We start from the raw sequence: 17833 nt of genomic DNA on the forward strand, positions 1-17833 counted from the left end.
GCCGCGCTCCCCCTCTCCCGCTTGCGGGAGAGGGCAGGGGTGAGGGCCAGTGGCCTAGGCAGGCCGCAGTCGCACGCCGGCCAGGCGAGCTGCGTACATGGCAGCACCGAGCTCGGGCCCGAAGCGAGGAGCGATCAGGGTGGCGCCGGGCACCTCGCGGACAAGCGCCGCGCGCAGCGCATCGGTGACCGCCGCGCCTGCCTCGAAGACGCCGCCCGTGTACGACACCGCCACCGCCGCGTCCGCGGGCAGCCGTAATTGCCTTGCCACGCCGCCCGCGATCGCCGCGAGCTCCTCCCCGGCGCGCGCCAGCAGCGCCCCCGCCTGGACATCGCCATCGCCCGCCGCTGCCGAGACCAGCCGCGCGAACTGCGCCAACCGGCTGCGGGCCGTGTCGCCATTGATCGCGGCGCAGAGATCCAGATCCTGCGCCAACCCGAAATGCGCCCGCACCCGCTCCAGCAACGGCCCCGCTGCGGCGCGCCCGTCGGCCATCCGCGAGAACAGCGCCAGGCCCTCACGCGCGAGCCAGTAGGCCGAGCCCTCGTCGCCGAAGACCTCGCCCCAGCCGCCGCAGCGCGCGGCGCGCCCCTGCCACTCGCCATACGCGATCGAGCCCGTGCCCGCGACCAGGCTGATGCCGTCCTCGCCGCCGAGCGATCCGGCCCAGCTGCAGACCATGTCGTTGCCCACGCGCGAGCGCGGCAGCACGCCCTCGAGCAGCCCGTCGAAGTCCGCCAGCAGCGCGCTGTCCTCGCCGTGCGCGGGCAGCCCGGCGAAGGCACTGCGCACGCGATCCGACCCGATGCCGGCCTGGCGCAGCGTCTCGGCGACGCCGTCGCGCAGCAGCACGCGCAGGGCCTCGAAGCCGATCTCCAGGTAGTAGCTCGTCGTGGACGCATGCCGCGCCAGTAGCCGGCCGTCACCGGCGAGCAGCAGGAAGGAGGTCTTCGTGCCGCCGCCGTCGATGCCGAGGAAGAGGGCGTCGTGGGAGTCGTGGGAGTCGTCGCTCATGTGCGCTCGCGCCAGGCTCAGGGAAGCGGGTGGATGGTGACGCCGCTGACGACGCGCGTCACGGTGCCGGAGGCGCTGGGATTGTCCGGCGTGATGCCCAGCTTCAGCGAGGCCAGCAGCGACAGGCATTGCGCGAAGACCAGCGCCACCGGCGCCAGGCCCAGGTCGGGCGCGTTGGCGGGCAGATTCAGCAGCACATCATCGGCGGCCAGCGCCTGGTCGGCGTTCAGCGCCGAGGTGCTCAGCGCGATCACGCGTCCGCGCCCCTGGCGGCGCAGCTCGCGCAGCAGGTCCAGGTCGTAGCGTCGCGTGTAGCTGTCGTTGGACAGCAGCATCAGCACCAGCGTGCGGTCGTTGAGCACCGTCTTCGGGCCGTGGCGGAACCCGAGCGGCGAATCCGCCAGCGCGACCCATTGCCCGTCGGTCAGCTCCAGCATCTTCAGCGCCGCCTCGCGCGCCAGTCCCTGCAGCCCGTTGCTGCCCAGCACGACCAGCCGGTCGAAGCCCTCGTCGCTGAGCGCGCTCAGCCGGTCGGCCTCCGCGTCCAGCAGCGCCTGCGCCGCGGCGCCCAGCGCCTCCACCGGCGGCAGCGCCATCTCGAAGGCCCAGGCCGCGGCCAGCAGCATGCCGGTGAAGCTGGACGTCATCGCGAACGCGCGGTCATGGGTCTCGTCGGGCAGCAGCAGCACGCGGGCCCGGTCACGGTCGCCGAGCCGGCGCGCCAGCGTGCCCTCGGCCGCGCAGGTCACGGCCAGGTGGTGGCAGTCGGCGACCGTCGCGTCGGCGAGCTCCACCGCGGCCAGGCTCTCCGGACTGTTGCCGGAGCGCGCGAAGGACACCAGCAGCGTGGGCACGCCCGGCTGCAGGCATTGCGCCGGGTTGGAGACGATGTCGGTGGTGGCGATCGCCTCGACGCGCAGACCGGGCCGCGCGCCCAGCTGCTGCAGCAGCGCCGGGGCCAGGCATTGCCCGATGAACGCGGAGCTGCCCGCGCCGGTCAGCACGATGCGCAGGTCGGGCAGCGCCAGCAGCGGGCGCAGGAAGGCGTCCAGCGGCGCGCGCTGGCGCTGCACCAGCGCCTGCACGGTGGACCAGACCCGGGGTTGATGGGCGATCTCTCGCGCGGTGTGGGTCGCGCCGCGGCGGTCGAGATCGGCGGGAGCGAGGTGGAGCAGGGTCATCGTGGCAGGTCGTTGGGGCGGTGAGGGGAGGGCCGGGCGCCGAGGGCGTTCATGCGGCGCAGGCCGCGAGGTAAGGCCGCAGCGATTGCGCGGCGCCATCGCGCAGCAGCTCCGCGGGGCGGTTGCGCAGGCGGCCGTCGCGGATCGCGTCGTACTGGCGCGGCAGGAACTGGCTCAGCAGCGTCAGCGGCGGCGGCGAGTGCTCCAGCCGGTCCATCAGCGCGGCGCAGGCGCCCTGGACGCGGGGATGGGCCCAGTAGTAGCGGATGCGATCGCTCAGGCTGTAGGCCAGGTCCACCTGCAGCCGCGCGGGATCCTGGTAATAGGGGCGCCAGTGCTCGGGCTCGGCGCGCATCACGCCCAGCACCGTGGCGATGAGGCCCTCGCCGTCGGCCGCGTCGCGGCCCAGCCACTCGTGCTCCACGGCCGCCAGCGCCCACAGCGTCTCGCGCAGCGCGAAGGTCGCGCCGGGGCCGACCTTGAGGATCGCGAAGTGGTCGCGGGCCAGTTGCGCCAGCCGATCGGGCGTCTGGTAATCGGTCGAATGCGCCTCGAAGACCAGACCCGGCTGCGACGCGATGAACGCGCTCAGCGCGCGCGCCTTCTCGGGCCGGTAGTCGATGACCTTGTGATGGTCGAACTCGACCCCGGGCTGCACGACCATCGCGATCACGCGCGTCCAGGCCTCGTCCAGGCCGGCCCGCGCGAACGCGTCGCGATGCAGCGCCAGCGTCGCGCCGGCGGCCTCGGGCGAGGTCACCGCCAGCTCGTCCAGGTCCTCGTGCGCGCCGCCCGGCACCGGCACCTCGGTGCCGATGACGTAGACCGGCGGCTCGCCGCGATCGGGCGCGTCGCGCCAGGCCTGCTCGGCGGCCAGGCACAGGCGCACGGCGCGCGCGGCGATCTCCGCCTCGGGCAGCGGCACCGGATCGTCGGCGCAGGACATCGAGCAATCCAGATGGATCTTGCGGAAGCCGGCCGCGACGTACTGCGCGACCATCACCTCGGCCTTGGCCATTGCCTGCGCCGCGGGCGACTTGCGCCAGGCGTTGGGCCCGAGGTGATCGCCGCCCAGCACCAGCAGCTCGGGCGCGAGACCCTCGATGCGGGCGAGCGACTCGACGAAGCGCCGGAAATCGATGGGCGTCATGCCCGTGTAGCCGCCGTCCTGGTTGACCTGGTTGGAGGTCGCCTCGATCAGCGCGGGGCGGCCGTGCGCGGCGCATTCGCGCAAGGTCGCGGCGATGACGACGGGGTGGGCGGAACACATGGACGGGATGCCGACGGCCGGCGCGACCGGGACCGCCGAGGCGAGGTCCGCGGATCCGGGCGCCGACTGCTTGTGGCGCCGCACGAGATCGAGCATGAGCTTCAAGGGGTTTCCTTTTCGGGTTGAAGGGCCAGCAGCAGCGCGGCGAGCAGCGCCAGCGCGACGCCGGCGAGCTTGGTGCCGCCGGGCGCGCTGCCGCTCATCGCCATCGAGGCGAGCGCCGTCAGCAGCGGCGCGCCGGCGTTGACCAGCGGGGACACGACCAGCGCCTGGCCGTGGCGGAAGGCATAGACCAGTGTCAGCGCGCCGATCGCGTTGAGCACCTGGATGGCCGCGGCCAGCCCGGGGCCGTCCCAGCCCCAGGGGATGGGGCGCGAGAAGTCCGTCATCCACAGCGCGGCGGGGATGCACAGCAGCGCGCTGAGGGTCATGTAGAAGAAGATGCTCTCGGCGCTGGCGGCGTTGTTGGCGGTCTTCAGGAAATACGCCTGCAGGCCCCAGGCCGCCATCACGACGAGCGCCAGCCCGAACCACAGGCCCAGCGCCTGGCCCTGCTGGCCGGGCTGGAAGTCGAACAGCGGCAGCGCGCACAGCGCCAGCACGATGCCCGCCACGCCCAGCTTGCCGGTGCGCTCGCGCAGCAGGCCGAAGGACAGCGCGATCGTCACGGCCGGCGACAGCGACACGATCGGGAAGATCAGATAGGCCGGGCCGCTTTCCACCGCGCGGAACAGCAGCATCTGGCCGCCAGCCCCGAGCAAGCCCACCGTGAGACCCTGCACCACGGCGCGGCGGTCGCGTTGCAGTTTCCAGCCGGCGCGAGCCAGCACGATGAGCGCGGGCGGGACCATCGTCAGTGCCCACACGGCGTAGACCAGCGTGTCCGGGAAGCCGCGCTCGGAGGACAGCCCGGTCAGCGCACCCCAGGCGCCCCAGAACAGGGTGGTGATCAGGGCATAGGTCAACCAGGGTCGTTGCATGCGGCGCTTTCGTTCCGGGGAAGGGCTGAATCGGGTTTGAACTTTCGAACGAAAGAATAGAGCAGCGAAACCGGAAACACAACGGAAGATTCCGTGACAAGGGCTGAAAGTCGTGATTTCAAGGGAATACCCGAAGTTATCGAGCCTGCGAGGCAGGTACGGATGCCTTCTTTCGAATCGAATGCTTTCGTCAGTGCGATAAGCGAAAGTCAAATCGTCGGTAAAAACGATATGCGAAATCATTCGAAAGGTTACGTAGACTTGCCGCAAGCCGGTCAGAGGTCCAGGACTGGTAGCGGACAAGCCAACACAAGGAACCCTGAGATGCGAGCTCCCCTGTCCTCCCTCCTGATCGCCGGCTTCGCGCCGCGGCCCATCGCCGCCGCCGCCGCGATCGCCGCGCTGGCCGCCGTGGGCGTGGCCCAGGCGCAGGTCCAAGCCCCCGCGTCGGTCGCCCCGGCCGCCTCGGCCGCCCAGCCTCAAGACAAGACCGATGCGGACCCGAAGAACCAGAAGAACGAGAAGTCCAAGGAAGCCGATCAGACGCTGGATCGCGTCGAGGTGAGCGGCACGCGCGCCAGCCTGCAGCGCTCGCTGAACCTCAAGCGCAGCGCCTCGGGCGTGCAGGACAGCATCAGCGCGACGGAGCTCGGCCGCTTCCCTGACGACAACGTCGCCGATTCGCTCAGCCACATCACCGGCGTGTCGATCTCGCGCACCGCCGGTGGCGAGGGCCAGAAGGTCAGTGTGCGCGGGCTCGGTCCGGAATACACGCTCACGACCTTCAACAACCGCATCCTGGCCACCGACGGCGAAGGCCGTGACTTCGCGTTCGACGTGCTGCCGTCGGACATCATCAGCGGCGCCGACGTGGTGAAGTCCGCGCAGGCCTCGGTGATGGAAGGCGCGATCGGCGGCCTGGTGAACCTGCGCTCGGCCAGTCCCTTCGACCAGCCCGGCCAGCACGCCATCCTGCGTGTCGAGGGCGACCGCAACACGATGTCCAAGCTCAATGGCGGCAAGGTCTCGGCCACCTACAGCAACACCTTCGGCAAGGAGCTGGGCGTGCTCTTCGGCGCCGTCTATGCCGACCGCAAGGTCCGCACCGACACCGCCGGCAACGACGGCGGCTGGACGCGCAACCCGATCTCCGATCCCGCCGCCAACTGGACCGGCAACGCCTGGGGCGGCAACATCGATCCCAACGGCAATGGCGTGCTCGATCCCGACGAGGAAGGCCTGATCGGCCCGGGCCAGTTCCGCGTCGGCACCATCCAGGAGCAGAAGAAGCGCATGGCGCTGTCGGGCAAGGTCGAGTGGCGGCCCAGCGACGCGATCAAGCTGACGGTGGACGGCATCAAGACGCGGCTCGATTCGCCGCAGGTCGGTTACCAGCAGTCCTTCTACACGCTGTTCTCGCCGGGCCGCTGGTCCAACATCCAGACGAAGAACGGGGTCGTCACCGGCTTCACGATGGACAGCACCAATCCGGACCTGATGCTCAATCCGGAGCTGCTCAACCTGACCACGCACCGCGTGGTGGACAGCGCGGTCTACGGCGCCAACCTGGAGTGGAAGGCCACCGAGACGCTGCGCTTCAACGGCGACGTCTACCAGTCGACCTCGCGGCGGCACTCGGGCGGGCAGGACACCTACACGGTGCTGCGCATGAACCAGCCCAACGTGACGACGGTGAACCTGACCGGCTCGCAGGTGCCCGACATCAAGACGACCTTCTCCGACGGGCGCGACCTGGTCTCGGGCCTGGCCAGCGGGGCCTTCGGCGCGAACGACTTCAACACCCATTACCTGGGCCTGAGCGGCGACAACATCGACGACAAGATCCGCGGCCTGACGCTCAACGGCGCGTGGTCGGTGGATCGCTTCAACGTCGACCAGATCCAGTTCGGCGTCCAGTCCACGCGGCGCGACAAGAACCGCGACCTGGTGGACAACGCCATCAACGGCGGCGAGAACTACTACTCCGGCAGCAACGCGATCAACGTCGGCACGCTGGGCGGCAACGTGCTGGACCAGCACCTGGCCCCGCCCAACTTCATGAACGGCGTCAGCGGCAGCTTCCCGCGCAGCTTCCTGGGCTTCGACGTGCCCAACTACCTCGCGGCGCTGCAGGCCTACAACGGCAAGCCGCGTCCCGACGGCGGCGTGTACGACTTCAGCCAGGCCGCGCCGGTGTGGAACCCGCTGCAGAGCTACCGCGTGCGTGAGAAGACGACCTCGTTCTTCGTCGAGGCCGACCTCTCCGGCGACCAGTGGAATGCCGACATCGGCGTGCGCCTGGTCAAGACCAAGACCTCGGCCAGGGCCTGGGACGCGAAGATCTCCAGCATCACCGAGAACGGCCCGTTCAACTACACCGCGGTGTATGCCGACCCGACCGAGATCGGCCAGGACGCGAGCTACACCTACGGGCTGCCCTCGGCCAACTTCGTCTGGCACTTCACCGACAAGCTGCAGCTGCGCCTGGGCGCGGCCAAGACGATGGCGCGGCCGTCGGTGGAGCAGCTCGCGCCGACCAGCACGACGGCCAGCGTCGCGTGGGGCGACTTCACGCAGGTCTACGGCGGCAACGCGGACCTGAAGCCCTACAGCGCCAAGCAATACGACGCGTCGCTGGAGTGGTACTACGCGCGCAACTCCGCGCTGACCTTCGCGGTCTTCCAGAAGGACATCAGGAACCAGATCACCACGAGCTGGCAGACCGGCGTGGACATCGGCGTGCCGGGCCATCTGTTCAATGTGATGAAGCCCATCAACGGCGACAAGGCCAAGGTGCGCGGCATGGAGATCGGTTTCCAGCACCTGTGGGACAACGGCTTCGGCGTGCGCGCGCAGTACACGCGCAACAAGTCCCGCAGCTGGGTCGGCGGCGAGGAGCGGCCGCTGGAGGGCATCGCGCCGGCGACCTCGTCGCTGGGCCTGCTCTACGAGAAGGGCCCGTGGAGCCTGAGCGCCACGGCGGACCACACCGATGAATTCGTCTCAGCGATCAACGTGATCGGCCCGGGCTTCAACGAGCGCGCCAAGGCCATCACCTGGCTGACCGCGCAGGCCGCCTACGAGGTCAATGCCTGGCTGCGGATCTCCATCGAGGGCCGCAACCTCACCGATGCCAAGCAGGAGTACACGCTGGGCAACGGCAGCATCGTGCTGCCCCAGGGCTACAACCGCTGGGGACGCGCGTTCACGATCGGCGCGAGCATCAAGTTCTGATGCCTTCTGGACATCGCCCGAGGCGCCGCGCAGACGGTGCGGGGCGGTGTCGTCCGCGAAGGACGTTGGGGGTTCCACCACACCCGGGCCGCCGTGCGGCCCGACATCAGAAGATGCAAGGAGAACTCATGACCCGATCCCTGATCCGCTCGATGGCCGCGGCCCTCGTCACCGTCGCTGCGTTGGGCGCCGCCACCGGCGCCCAGGCGCAGTCCTGGTGGAAGCCCGGCGTGAACACGACCTGGCAATGGCAGCTCACCGGCACGCTCAACACCGGCTACAACGCCGCCGTCTACGACATCGATCTCTTCGACACTTCCGCGCAGACCATCGCCTCGCTCAAGGCGCAGGGCCGCAAGGTGGTGTGCTACTTCTCGGCGGGCAGCTCCGAGAACTGGCGCCCTGACTTCGGCAGCTTCAACGCGGCCGACATGGGCAAGGCGCTCGACGGCTGGGCCGGCGAGAAATGGCTGGACACGCGCTCGGCCAACGTGCGCGCGGTGATGCTCAGCCGGCTCGACCTGGCGGTGTCCAAGGGCTGCGACGGCGTGGAGCCCGACAACGTCGATGGCTACACCAACGCGACCGGTTTCCCGCTGACCGCCGCGACGCAGCTCGACTACAACAAGTACCTCGCCACTGCCGCGCACGGCCGCGGCCTGGCGATCGCGCTGAAGAACGACGTCGACCAGCTCGCGCAGCTCGAGCCCTTCTTCGACATGGCCGTCAACGAGCAGTGCAACCAGTACGACGAGTGCGGCGGCTACTCGGTGTTCACGAGCAAGAACAAGCCCGTGTTCAACGCCGAGTACGCGTCCAAGTACAAGAAGAACACGAACGGCGCGCGCGACAAGCTCTGCACGAAGATGAAGGCCGCGAAGATCCGCACGCTGGTGCTGCCGCTGGACCTCAACGACGCCTATCGCTACAGCTGCGACTGACCTCCTGAAAGCAGGCATTCCACGATGACCGACACGACGAGAACTCACCTCCACGCCGCGAAGCCGGCGCCGGGCACGATGCTGGCGGGCGGCCTCCTGGCCGTCGCGATGGTGGCCTCCATGGCCGCCACGGCCTCGGCGGCAAGCACCGCGCCGAAGGCGGCCGCGGGCGACCGCTACACGATGGCGGACTTCGCCAAGGTCCCCAAGATCGACGCGCACGTGCACCTGCACAACGCGGATCCGGCCTTCCTCGACGCCGCGCGCAAGCTCGGCTTCAAGGTGTTGACGATCAACGTCGACTATCCGGACTTCCCGCCGCTGGACGACCAGCAGCGGGTGGCGATCGCGCTGCGCCAGGCGCGGCCGGCGGATGTGGCGTGGGCGGTGAGTTTCTCGTCGGACACCTCGGATCAGCCGGGCTGGCTCGATGCGACGAAACAGCGCGTCGATGCCGGCCTGCGCGCCGGCGCGGTCGGCGTGAAGGTGTGGAAGAACATCGGCATGAGCCTGCGCGACAAGCAGGGCCAGCTCGTCATGATCGACGACGCGCGCTTCCAGCCCTTGTTCACGTATTTCGAGGACCAGGGCATCACGATGCTGGGTCACCAGGGCGAGCCGCACAACTGCTGGTTGCCGCTGGACAAGATGACGGTCATCAACGACCGTGAGTACTTCGCGCACCACCCGCAGTACCACATGGCGCTGCATCCGGAGATGCCGAGCTGGGAGGCGCAGATGGCCGCGCGCGATCGCATGGTGGCGGCGCATCCCCGGCTGAAGTTCATCGGCATGCACATGGCCTCGCTGGAGCGCGATGTCGATGAGCTCGCCGCGTTCCTCGATCGCTTCCCGCTGGCCAAGGTGGACCTGGCCGCGCGCATCGGCCAGCTGCAGTACCAGAGCCAGCGCGACCGCGAGAAGGTGCGCCGCTTCCTGATCAAGTACCAGGACCGTCTGATGTACGGCACCGACGTCTCGCAACCGCCGCAACAATCGGGGGCCGAGCTCGTGAAGGAAGTCGAGCCGGTGTGGCGCATGCACTGGCGCTACTTCAACACGGAGGAGTCGTTCAAGGTGTCCGATCTCGAGCAACCGGTGAAGGGACTCGGCCTGCCCAAGGCCGTGGTCGACAAGCTGTACCACCTCAACGCGGAGCGTAGCTTCCCCACCGCGTGGAAGGCCGCGCGATGACCGAGCGCCGCGCGTTCCTCCAATGGCTGGGGGCCGCCCCGGTCGCCACGATCACGCCGAAGCTGGCGATGGCCGCCGCCGTGGCATCGCCCGGTGCCGCCGTCGCGGCGCGGGCAGCGGACCTCGGCCGAGGCCATGTGCGGCTCCAGGATGAGCGCCTGTCGCTGCAATTCGACGACCGCCTGCGCAGCCGCATCGTGCGGCTGGGTGGCGCGCGTCCGCTGGCGCTGACCGGTTTCGACGCGGGCGAGCAGCTCATCGTCGCGGAGCTGAAGCCGACACGGCGCGACGGCAACGCGCCTGAGCTCGGCGCGGAGGCGGCGGGAGCGCCGCCGGCGGTGACGACGCGCGTGATCGATCGCTTCACGGTGACGAGCGCGGTGCCCGCCAGCGGCGCCACGTCCTTCGGCGCCGGCCAGCGCCTGACGCTGACGGGCCGGGCCGAGGGGGCCGCCGTCGACAAGACGATGACGGTCACGCTGCTCGACGAACACCCCGGTGTCGCGTTGATCGAGGTCGCCTTCATGAACCGGTCCGACAAGCCGCTGATGGTGCAGGGCTGGACCGTGGGCGCGCACCGGTTGCTGGCCGCGCCTCGGCATGCGGGCGGGTGGTGGACCTATTCGGGATCGACGCACACCGACCGGCGCGACTGGATGCAGCCGGTGCGGCGCGGCTTCGAGCAGCGCAACTTCCTGGGCATGGACTCGTCGGACTACGGCGGCGGCACACCGCTGGTCGATGTGTGGCGCCGCGACCTGGGCGTGGCGATCGGCCATCTGGACAAGTTGCCGCGGCTGGTCTCGCTGCCGGTGAAGGCGGTGGGCGAGCAGGTGGACATCGCGTTGCGCGGGGACGAGCCGCGCACGCTCCAGCCGGGTGAGGCGCTCACGCTGCCGCTGGCCTTCATCGCGGTGCACGAGGGTGATTGCTTCGTGCCGCTGGACCGTTACCGGCGTCTGATGAACGCGCAGGGCCTGGCCGCGCCGGAGCCGCCGCGCAGCGCGCACGACTCGGTGTGGTGCGCGTGGGGGTATGAGCGCGACTTCTCGCTGGAACGCGTGCGCGCGACGCTGCCCAAGGCGCAGGAGCTGGGCCTGAAGTGGGCGGTGCTCGATGACGGCTGGCAGCGCGCGACGGGCGACTGGTTCGACATCGATCTGAAGAAGTTCCCGCGCGGCGAGGAGGACATGAAGGCGCTGGTGGCGGACATTCACGCGCGCGGCATGAAGGCGCGGCTGTGGATCGCGCCGCTGGCGGTGGCGCCGGGCAGCGACCAGCTGCATGAGCACGCGGATCTGCTGCTGCTGGACCAGAACGGCGCGCCGCAGATGATCACGTGGTGGAACTGCCTGTACCTGTGCCCGGGCGCGAAGGGCACGCAGGAGCGCACGGCCGCGATGTTCCGCAAGATCATCCAGGACTGGGGCTTCGATGGCGTGAAGGTCGACGGGCAGCACCTGAATGGCGTCGCGCCGTGTTTCAACCCGAAGCACGGACACGCGAAGCCGCAGGACTCGTGCGAGCGGATGGCCGACTTCTACCGGGCGATGTTCGAGGCCTGCCATGCGGTGAATCCGGAGGCGGTGGTCGAGGTCTGCCCGTGCGGCACGAGCTACGCCTTCCACAACATGCCGTGGATCGACCAGGCGCCGGCCTCGGATCCGTTGTCGAGCTGGCAGGTGCGGCACAAGGGCAAGGCGCTGAAGGCGCAGATGGGGCGCTGGTCGGCGTATGCGGGCGATCACGTGGAGCTGTCGACGGGCGGCATGGACTTCGCGTCGGCGGTGGGCGTGGGGGGCGTGGTGTCCACGAAGTTCACGTGGCCGGAGGACCCCAAGCCCAAGGACTCCTTCCTGCTGACGCCGGAGCGCGAGACGCACTGGCGCAAGTGGATCGCGGCGCACAACGCCAAGGGCCTGTCCGACGGCGTGTATCGGGGCGAGCTCTATGACATCGCGTTCGACAAGCCTGAGACGCATGTCGTCGAGAAGAACGGCGTGATGCATTACGCCTTCTACGCGCCGAGCTTCGACGGCACGGTGAGCCTGCGCGGCCTGGGGCCGGGGGTGTGGCGGATCCGGGATTACGTGAACGGGGTGGATCTGGGGCAGGTCGATGCGGCGAAGCCGACGATGAAGCTGCGCTTCAAGGAGCACCTGCTGATCGAGGCGACGCTGATGTCGGCGGTGGAGCGTCCGATGGCGAGGGCGGGGCGGCTGCCGTCACGGCTGATCGGGCGAGACGGGTTCGCGTTGGCCTCGGCGTGGGAGGACGCGCCGGCGCTGTTCTTCGCGCACGACTGGCGCGGCCGGCCGCTGACCGGGACGCAGTCGACGCGGGTGCAGCTGTTGCATGCACCGGGTGCGTTGCACTTGCGCTTCAGCAGTCGGTACAACGCGTTGACGACCTTCGAGCGCGAGGCGACGACCACGGGCATCTGGCCGCTGTGGGAGCGCGACGTGGTGGAGGTGTTCCTGCAGGCGCCGCAGGACGCGGGGTCGGACCGGTATCGCGAGGTGGAGGTCTCGCCCAACGGGCTCGTGATGGACCTGGAGGTGCGCGGGCAGGGCCGCAAGCGATTCGTCGGCGAGAGCCGCGCGCGCACGGTGATCGACGAGACGCATCGGATGTGGACGGCTGAGCTCGTGGTGCCGATGGCGACGCAGGCGCAGACGATGGATGGCGGGCGCATCAACCTGTTCCGCATCGAGGGGAACAAGGAGACGCGGCAGTTCAGCGCGTGGAACCCCACCGGCAGTGAGAAGCCCAACTTCCATGTGCCGGGGGCGTTTGGGGGGGTGAGGCTCGAAGGCTGATGTGATGTGGCAAGAGGGGTTGGCCCTCACCCCTCCCTCTCCCGCAAGCGGGCGAGGGCGACCCGCTGGTGCTCTGCATACTCCCTCGCCCGTTTGCGGGAGAGCGCAAAAGGCTCTGGCATGAACTCCCTCGCCCGCTTGCGGGAGAGGGCAGGGGTGAGGGCCAGAGGCGTTGGAAGTACAGCAGTGCTCTTGCTCCCTCGCTCGTTTGCGGGAGAGCGCAAAAGGCTCTGGCATGAACTCCCTCGCCCGCCTGCGGGAGAGGGTCGGGGTGAGGGCCAGAGGCGTTGGCAGTACAGCAGTGCTCTTGCTCCCTCGCCCGCTTGCGGGAGAGCGCAAAAGGCTCTGGCATGAACTCCCTCGCCCGCTTGCGGGAGAGGGTCAGTGAACGCAGTCCGCCTCACTCGCGAGTGACAAGCCAATGGTGGATCCGCGCCAGGACGCCTTCCAACTCCTGCATCGCTTCTCGATTCGTGAATCGCAGGACATGAAATCCGGAGGTCAGCATCGCAGCACTGCGCCGCGCGTCGTAAGCCGCATCACGCGGTCCGCCATGCTGCCCACCATCCAGCTCGATCACGAGCCCAGCCTCAATGCACGCGAAGTCCGCGAAGTAGGTGCCGATGGGGTGTTGCCGCCTGAATTTGTGGCCAGCGAAACGACGATCACGCAAGTGGTGCCAGAGCGCGCGCTCGGCGCGGGTGCCCTCTGATCGGAGAGCGCGGGCCGCGTTCTTGCGGCCGGGGTGGGGTGACTCGTTGTCGTCCATGGTGAACGAGTGTGTGCGAGCCAGGATCGGGCGGATCTCCCCATCGCGGGTGAGATGTGGACTGCCCACGCCTCTGGCCCTCACCCCTCCCTCTCCCGCAAGCGGGCGAGGGCGACCGACTGGCGCTCTGCATGCTTCCGGGATAGCGCAAAAGGCTTTGACATGAACTCCCTCGCCCGCTTGCGGGAGAGGGTCGGGGTGAGGGCCAGAGGCGTTGGCAGTACAGCAGTGCTCTTACTCCCTCGCCCGCCTGCGGGAGAGGGTCGGGGTGAGGGCCAGAGGCGTGGGCAGTCCAGCGATGGTGAAGCTCAAGCCCCCGCCGCCTTCTTCGCGACGTCGCCCGCCTTCTTCACCGGCACCGGATCCGGCAGCTCCTTGGCCTGGAGCATGCGGGCCTGCACGACGAGCTGGTTGTGGGCATCGAGGAACGCCGCCGCGATGACCTTGCCCTCGTTGCTGTTGGCCCAGCCCGCACCCGCTGCCCCGCCCAGCTTGCCCAGCACCAGACCGCCCATGCCCAGATCGGTGACGCGCACCGACCCCGTGGCCGCGGCGACCTGCTCGGTTGTCTCGTTGTCTGTCAGCAGCAGCGCCACCTGCGCTTCCTTCAGCTTGATGTGCTCCGCCGCGCCCACGAACTTGTTGAGCACCGGGATCATTCCCAGGATCCCGCCCACCTGACGGCCCGCGTCCTGCTCGCTGAAGGTCAGGCTGGGAATCAGCGTGTACTGCGCCTCGTAGCCCTTGCCCTTGTGCACCGTGCTGCCTTCCTTGCGCAGGATGCCGGCGTCCTTGAGCTCCTGCTCCTTGATCGTCGCCTTCAAGCCCGAGTTGCGATCCACCACGCGGAAACATCCGCTCTGCTGCGCGAGCAGTCGCACCAGCGGCAGCGGCGAATTGGGCAGCCCGTTGGGCGCGCTGATCGTGTAGCCGTTGGGGTTCTCCATCAGCGACAACGTCGCCACCGGCGCGTCGCACTTCATCAGTTCGCGATTGGCCTTGTTGGCGCCCGCGGGACCCGCCGAGCCGGTGATCTCCGAGCTGCCGTCGCCCAGCGTCGCGCCCTGCTTGCCGCAAGCGGCCAGCAGCGCCACGCTCACGCCCACCGTGATGGCGATCAGACCGCCCGTGCGGGGCAGCAGCGGACGAGGTGAAACATTGGAGCGGGAAGGTTGGAAGCGCGCGAGTGCCATGCCGATCTCCTGGGCGCAAGGCCCGCGAATGCTGGAAACGGGCCGGACCTTATCGCACTTGGGTGGCCGCGCGGCCCCCACCGATGGGTGGTCGCGTCGCTGAATGTCGCGTCGTGACGGCGCCTTTACGAGTCGTTACCGCGCCGGGGTGAGAATCCGCCCCTTCGGTCCCCCGGGGACCGCCAACGATCTCGACCATGAACGACAAGTCCCCGAGCCGCGCCATCGCGTGGCTGGTGTGCGCCCTGGTGGCCGCGGCGCTGTACGGCAACTACTACGTCTACGACTCCATCGGCCCCGTCGCCGACGCGCTGCAGAGCCAGCGCGGATTCAGCGACCAGCAGATCGGCCTGCTCAACGCCATCTACAGCCTGCCCAACGTCGTCCTCATCCTCATCGGCGGCGTGCTCGTCGACCGCTTCGGCGCCGCGCGCATGACCGTGTGGACCGCCGGCATCTGCCTGCTCGGCGCGCTGCTCACCGCGCTCAGCCCCAACTTCGCCGGCATGGCCGCGGGCCGCCTGCTCTTCGGCATCGGCGCCGAGACCTTCGGCATCGCCACCCTCGCCGCGCTCGCGCAGTACTTCGTCGGCGGCAACGTGGCGTTCTCGATGGGCCTGGCGCTGTCCATCGGCCGCCTCGGGTCGTTCTCCTCGGACATGTCCCCGACCTGGTTCTCCCACGCCTACGCGCAGGGCTGGCAGCCGCCGCTGCTGATCGCCGCGGTCATGGCCGCGGCCTCCTTCGCCGGCGCGCTGCTGTACGGGTGGCTCGACAAGCGCGTGGCCGCCGACAAGAAGGGCGCCGCGGAGCAGCAGGCCCAGCCCTTCGTCTGGCGCGACCTGCTGCACTTCGGCCGCGCGTACTGGTTCCTGCTCGCGCTGTGCGTGCTCTGGTACTCGGTGATCCTGGCCTTCCGCAGCACCTTCGCCATCAAGTACTTCCAGCACGCGCACGGCCTGGACCTCGCGGCCGCCGGCGCGATGAACAGCTACGTGTTCCTCGCCGCGGTCTTCGCGACGCCGGCCTTCGGCTGGTTGTGCGACCGCGTCGGCCGCTATGCGCCGTTCCTCGCGTTCGGCGCCGTGCTGCTGCCCATCGCGATGGCGCTGATGGCGCTCGGATCGACCAGCCTCTGGATCTCGACCGCGCTGATCGGCGTGAGCTTCTCGCTGGTGCCGGCGGTGATGTGGCCGCTGGCCAGCAAGCTGGTGTCGCCGTCGCGCTTCGGCACGGCGATCGGCTTGATGTGGGTGGCGCAGAACGCCGGCATCGCCGGGGCCAACCTGGTCGCGGGCTGGCTCAACGACCGGGCCGGCGCCAGCGCGCAGAACCCCGCGGGCTACGAGCCGATGATGCTGTTCTTCGGACTGGCCAGTGTCGGCGGAGCGGTGTTCGCGGTGATCCTTTGGTTGACCGCGGGGCGGAAGTCGCAGGAGCAGGCCGCCACGTCAGCGACGTGATCCAGGACGCTCGGCTGCGAAACGCCGCGCCGCCGCCTTCAGGTGTGAGCGCGCCACCAGCACGTGCCCGGGCAGGATCAGCGCCAGGTAGCAGCGCCCGAGGAGGTTGTGGCAATGCACGACCGTGGTGGCCACGGCCTCGCGCTGCGTGGTGCCAGGGAGGGTGCGGATCAGGATGGACAGCTTGAAGTCGAGGTGGCGGTCCTGCTCGCCGAAGATCGCCTCGTCGCGCGAGGCCTCGAGCACGCGGAAGATGTCCACGTGCGGGACGCCGATCTCCTCGAGGTGCCCGCGCATCATTGCCGACGTCTTCAGCCCCAGCGGCTTGACCGCCGCGTCGCGCATCGCGAGCAGCCACCGGAACCACCGCGGCGGATCGGCCAGCGCCTCGCGCGCGAGCGTCATCGCGTCGTCGGGCGCATGGTCCGGGAGCGAGATGGCGAAGGCGTCGGCGAGCTGCGAGCCCGCATAGCTCGCGGCCAGTCGGCTGTCGGTGGGAGGGGCAACGCGGCGGACGGTGGACATCCGCCGCATTCCATCACGACTTCAGACGATCAGGACTTGGTGATCTTCACCGAGCGCAGATTCCAGCCCGGGCCGTTGGCCTTGACCGCGATCTGCTGCTGCCCGGCGGGCAGCGTCACGCGGTGCGAGACCGTCGTCCAGTTCTGCCAGCCGCCGGTGGACGGCACGTTGACCGCGCCGTAGACCGGCGTGCCGCCGGCCATCTCGAGCTGCAGGCTGCCGCCGCCGTTCAGGCTGGCGACGCGGTACTCGACGGTGTAGGTCCCGCCCTGCGGCAGGTTGAGGTTCCACACCGCCCAGTCGCCGGTCTCGATCCAGCCCAGGTTCTGCCCGCCGTCGCTGGACGCTTCCAGCTGCATGCCCGACTGCAGCGCGAAGGCGTTGGCCTGCAGCGTCGTCGTGAACGCGGGCGTGGCGCCGTCGCCCTTGTAGACGCGCACGTAATCGACGTACATCTTCGCGGGCAGCCTGCTCTCGTCGATGTTCCAGCCCGGCCAGTTGCCGCCGACCGCGAGGTTGAACAGCAGGAAGAAGTCGCGGTGGAACTCCTCGGTGCTGTTGACGCTGTTGGTGATGTCGACGACGTGGAACTGGCGCCCGTCGACGAACCAGCGCAGGAACTTCTCGTCCCATTCCACCGCGTACACGTGATAGTCCGCGACGTTGATCGCGGTGTGGCCGCCGTAGGACGCATGGCCGCCGTCGGGACCCTGCCAATGGAGGGTGCCGTGGATGTCGCTGTCGGCGTTGACGTGTTCCATGATGTCGATCTCGCCGGACGCGGGCCAGCCCACCGAGCCGATGTTGCTGCCCAGCATCCAGAACGCGGGCCACATGCCGGAGAACGACGGCGCCTTGATGCGGGCCTCGATGCGGCCGTACTTGAAGCTCGCCAGGCCCTGGGTCGTCATGCGCGCGGAGGTGTAGCGCATGCCGCCGAAGTCCTCGCGCTTCGCGGTGATCACGAGCTGTCCGTTCTCGACGCCCGCGTTCTCGCGGCGGTAGTACTGCAGCTCGTTGTTGCCCCAGCCGCCCGAGCCGGTGCCGGTCTCGAAGCGCCACTGCGGGCCGATGCCATTCGTGAACTCGTCCTGCCAGACGAGTTGCCAGTTTTGGGCCTGCGCCGCGACGCCCGTCAGGGCGAGCGCGGCCGTGGCCAGCGATCGAATCCAGCGTGTCATGGGATCTCCTCGGAACCAATGGTGGAGGGCGATCGCATGATCTGAAAGCGCTTTCATATCGTCTTCAGG

Annotated in this window: 13 protein-coding genes; 5 read left to right on the plus strand and 8 right to left on the minus strand. The window is 69.2% G+C overall.

Going from position 1 to position 17833, the window contains the following annotated elements:
• Positions 1-54 precede the first annotated feature (54 nt).
• Genes ACNI65_RS02510 through ACNI65_RS02525 form a run of 4 tightly spaced genes read right to left on the minus strand, consistent with a single transcriptional unit; the run spans position 55 to position 4445 of the window.
• Positions 55-1014 (minus strand): N-acetylglucosamine kinase, encoded by a 960-nt coding sequence (locus ACNI65_RS02510; protein WP_416760980.1) that lies wholly within the window; start codon positions 1012-1014, stop codon positions 55-57.
• A 17-nt stretch (positions 1015-1031) separates the two neighbouring features.
• On the minus strand, positions 1032-2195 hold the full coding sequence (locus tag ACNI65_RS02515; protein WP_416760981.1) for an SIS domain-containing protein: 1164 nt from the start codon (positions 2193-2195) through the stop codon (positions 1032-1034).
• A gap of 49 nt (positions 2196-2244) precedes the next feature.
• Positions 2245-3561: a D-tagatose-bisphosphate aldolase, class II, non-catalytic subunit gene (locus ACNI65_RS02520; protein WP_416763554.1), complete on the minus strand. Its 1317-nt coding sequence runs from the start codon at positions 3559-3561 to the stop codon at positions 2245-2247.
• 5 nt (positions 3562-3566) lie between these two features.
• Positions 3567-4445, minus strand: a complete 879-nt coding sequence (locus ACNI65_RS02525; RefSeq protein ID WP_416760983.1) for an EamA family transporter — start codon at positions 4443-4445, stop codon at positions 3567-3569.
• A gap of 324 nt (positions 4446-4769) precedes the next feature.
• Between ACNI65_RS02525 and ACNI65_RS02530 the strand changes: the two genes are divergently transcribed.
• The 4 genes from ACNI65_RS02530 (at position 4770) to ACNI65_RS02545 (ending at position 12633) form a co-directional block, all read left to right on the plus strand.
• Positions 4770-7679, plus strand: coding sequence for a TonB-dependent receptor (locus tag ACNI65_RS02530; RefSeq protein WP_416760984.1), 2910 nt, complete (start codon positions 4770-4772; stop codon positions 7677-7679).
• Positions 7680-7807: 128 nt separating this feature from the next.
• Complete coding sequence (locus ACNI65_RS02535) at positions 7808-8620, plus strand: endo alpha-1,4 polygalactosaminidase (protein WP_416760985.1); 813 nt, start codon at positions 7808-7810, stop codon at positions 8618-8620.
• A gap of 24 nt (positions 8621-8644) precedes the next feature.
• Positions 8645-9814 (plus strand): amidohydrolase family protein, encoded by a 1170-nt coding sequence (locus ACNI65_RS02540; protein WP_416760986.1) that lies wholly within the window; start codon positions 8645-8647, stop codon positions 9812-9814.
• Positions 9811-12633, plus strand: coding sequence for an alpha-galactosidase (locus ACNI65_RS02545; protein ID WP_416760987.1), 2823 nt, complete (start codon positions 9811-9813; stop codon positions 12631-12633). The genes ACNI65_RS02540 and ACNI65_RS02545 overlap by 4 nt, the downstream gene beginning before the upstream one ends.
• Positions 12634-13033: 400 nt before the next feature.
• Here ACNI65_RS02545 and ACNI65_RS02550 read toward each other — a convergent pair whose 3' ends face one another.
• Both ACNI65_RS02550 and ACNI65_RS02555 read right to left on the minus strand, forming a co-directional pair.
• Positions 13034-13402, minus strand: coding sequence for an endonuclease domain-containing protein (locus tag ACNI65_RS02550; protein ID WP_416760988.1), 369 nt, complete (start codon positions 13400-13402; stop codon positions 13034-13036).
• 308 nt (positions 13403-13710) lie between these two features.
• A complete protein-coding gene (locus tag ACNI65_RS02555; RefSeq protein ID WP_416760990.1) occupies positions 13711-14595 on the minus strand; it encodes a CsgG/HfaB family protein in 885 nt (294 codons plus the stop codon).
• A gap of 197 nt (positions 14596-14792) precedes the next feature.
• Between ACNI65_RS02555 and ACNI65_RS02560 the strand changes: the two genes are divergently transcribed.
• A complete protein-coding gene (locus ACNI65_RS02560; protein ID WP_416760991.1) occupies positions 14793-16058 on the plus strand; it encodes an MFS transporter in 1266 nt (421 codons plus the stop codon).
• Here the strand turns inward: ACNI65_RS02560 and ACNI65_RS02565 are convergent.
• Both ACNI65_RS02565 and ACNI65_RS02570 read right to left on the minus strand, forming a co-directional pair.
• Positions 16047-16583 carry a DUF2867 domain-containing protein gene (locus ACNI65_RS02565; protein WP_416760992.1) on the minus strand — a complete coding sequence of 179 codons (537 nt, stop codon included), beginning with the start codon at positions 16581-16583 and terminating at the stop codon, positions 16047-16049. The two genes, ACNI65_RS02560 and ACNI65_RS02565, sit on opposite strands and share 12 nt — an antisense overlap.
• A gap of 29 nt (positions 16584-16612) precedes the next feature.
• Positions 16613-17764, minus strand: coding sequence for a carbohydrate-binding protein (locus tag ACNI65_RS02570; RefSeq protein WP_416760993.1), 1152 nt, complete (start codon positions 17762-17764; stop codon positions 16613-16615).
• Positions 17765-17833 lie beyond the last annotated feature (69 nt).

The organism is Roseateles sp. So40a (assembly GCF_048081605.1).
GTDB lineage: Bacteria > Pseudomonadota > Gammaproteobacteria > Burkholderiales > Burkholderiaceae_C > Roseateles.

What these genes read in the sequence shown, in the direction of transcription:
- ACNI65_RS02510 (WP_416760980.1), bottom strand. Translation starts at nt 1,014, where the DNA reads ATGAGCGACGACTCCCACGACTCCCACGACGCCCTCTTCCTCGGCATC.
- ACNI65_RS02515 (WP_416760981.1), bottom strand. Translation starts at nt 2,195, where the DNA reads ATGACCCTGCTCCACCTCGCTCCCGCCGATCTCGACCGCCGCGGCGCG.
- ACNI65_RS02520 (WP_416763554.1), bottom strand. Translation starts at nt 3,561, where the DNA reads ATGCTCGATCTCGTGCGGCGCCACAAGCAGTCGGCGCCCGGATCCGCG.
- ACNI65_RS02525 (WP_416760983.1), bottom strand. Translation starts at nt 4,445, where the DNA reads ATGCAACGACCCTGGTTGACCTATGCCCTGATCACCACCCTGTTCTGG.
- ACNI65_RS02530 (WP_416760984.1), top strand. Translation starts at nt 4,770, where the DNA reads ATGCGAGCTCCCCTGTCCTCCCTCCTGATCGCCGGCTTCGCGCCGCGG.
- ACNI65_RS02535 (WP_416760985.1), top strand. Translation starts at nt 7,808, where the DNA reads ATGACCCGATCCCTGATCCGCTCGATGGCCGCGGCCCTCGTCACCGTC.
- ACNI65_RS02540 (WP_416760986.1), top strand. Translation starts at nt 8,645, where the DNA reads ATGACCGACACGACGAGAACTCACCTCCACGCCGCGAAGCCGGCGCCG.
- ACNI65_RS02545 (WP_416760987.1), top strand. Translation starts at nt 9,811, where the DNA reads ATGACCGAGCGCCGCGCGTTCCTCCAATGGCTGGGGGCCGCCCCGGTC.
- ACNI65_RS02550 (WP_416760988.1), bottom strand. Translation starts at nt 13,402, where the DNA reads ATGGACGACAACGAGTCACCCCACCCCGGCCGCAAGAACGCGGCCCGC.
- ACNI65_RS02555 (WP_416760990.1), bottom strand. Translation starts at nt 14,595, where the DNA reads ATGGCACTCGCGCGCTTCCAACCTTCCCGCTCCAATGTTTCACCTCGT.
- ACNI65_RS02560 (WP_416760991.1), top strand. Translation starts at nt 14,793, where the DNA reads ATGAACGACAAGTCCCCGAGCCGCGCCATCGCGTGGCTGGTGTGCGCC.
- ACNI65_RS02565 (WP_416760992.1), bottom strand. Translation starts at nt 16,583, where the DNA reads ATGTCCACCGTCCGCCGCGTTGCCCCTCCCACCGACAGCCGACTGGCC.
- ACNI65_RS02570 (WP_416760993.1), bottom strand. Translation starts at nt 17,764, where the DNA reads ATGACACGCTGGATTCGATCGCTGGCCACGGCCGCGCTCGCCCTGACG.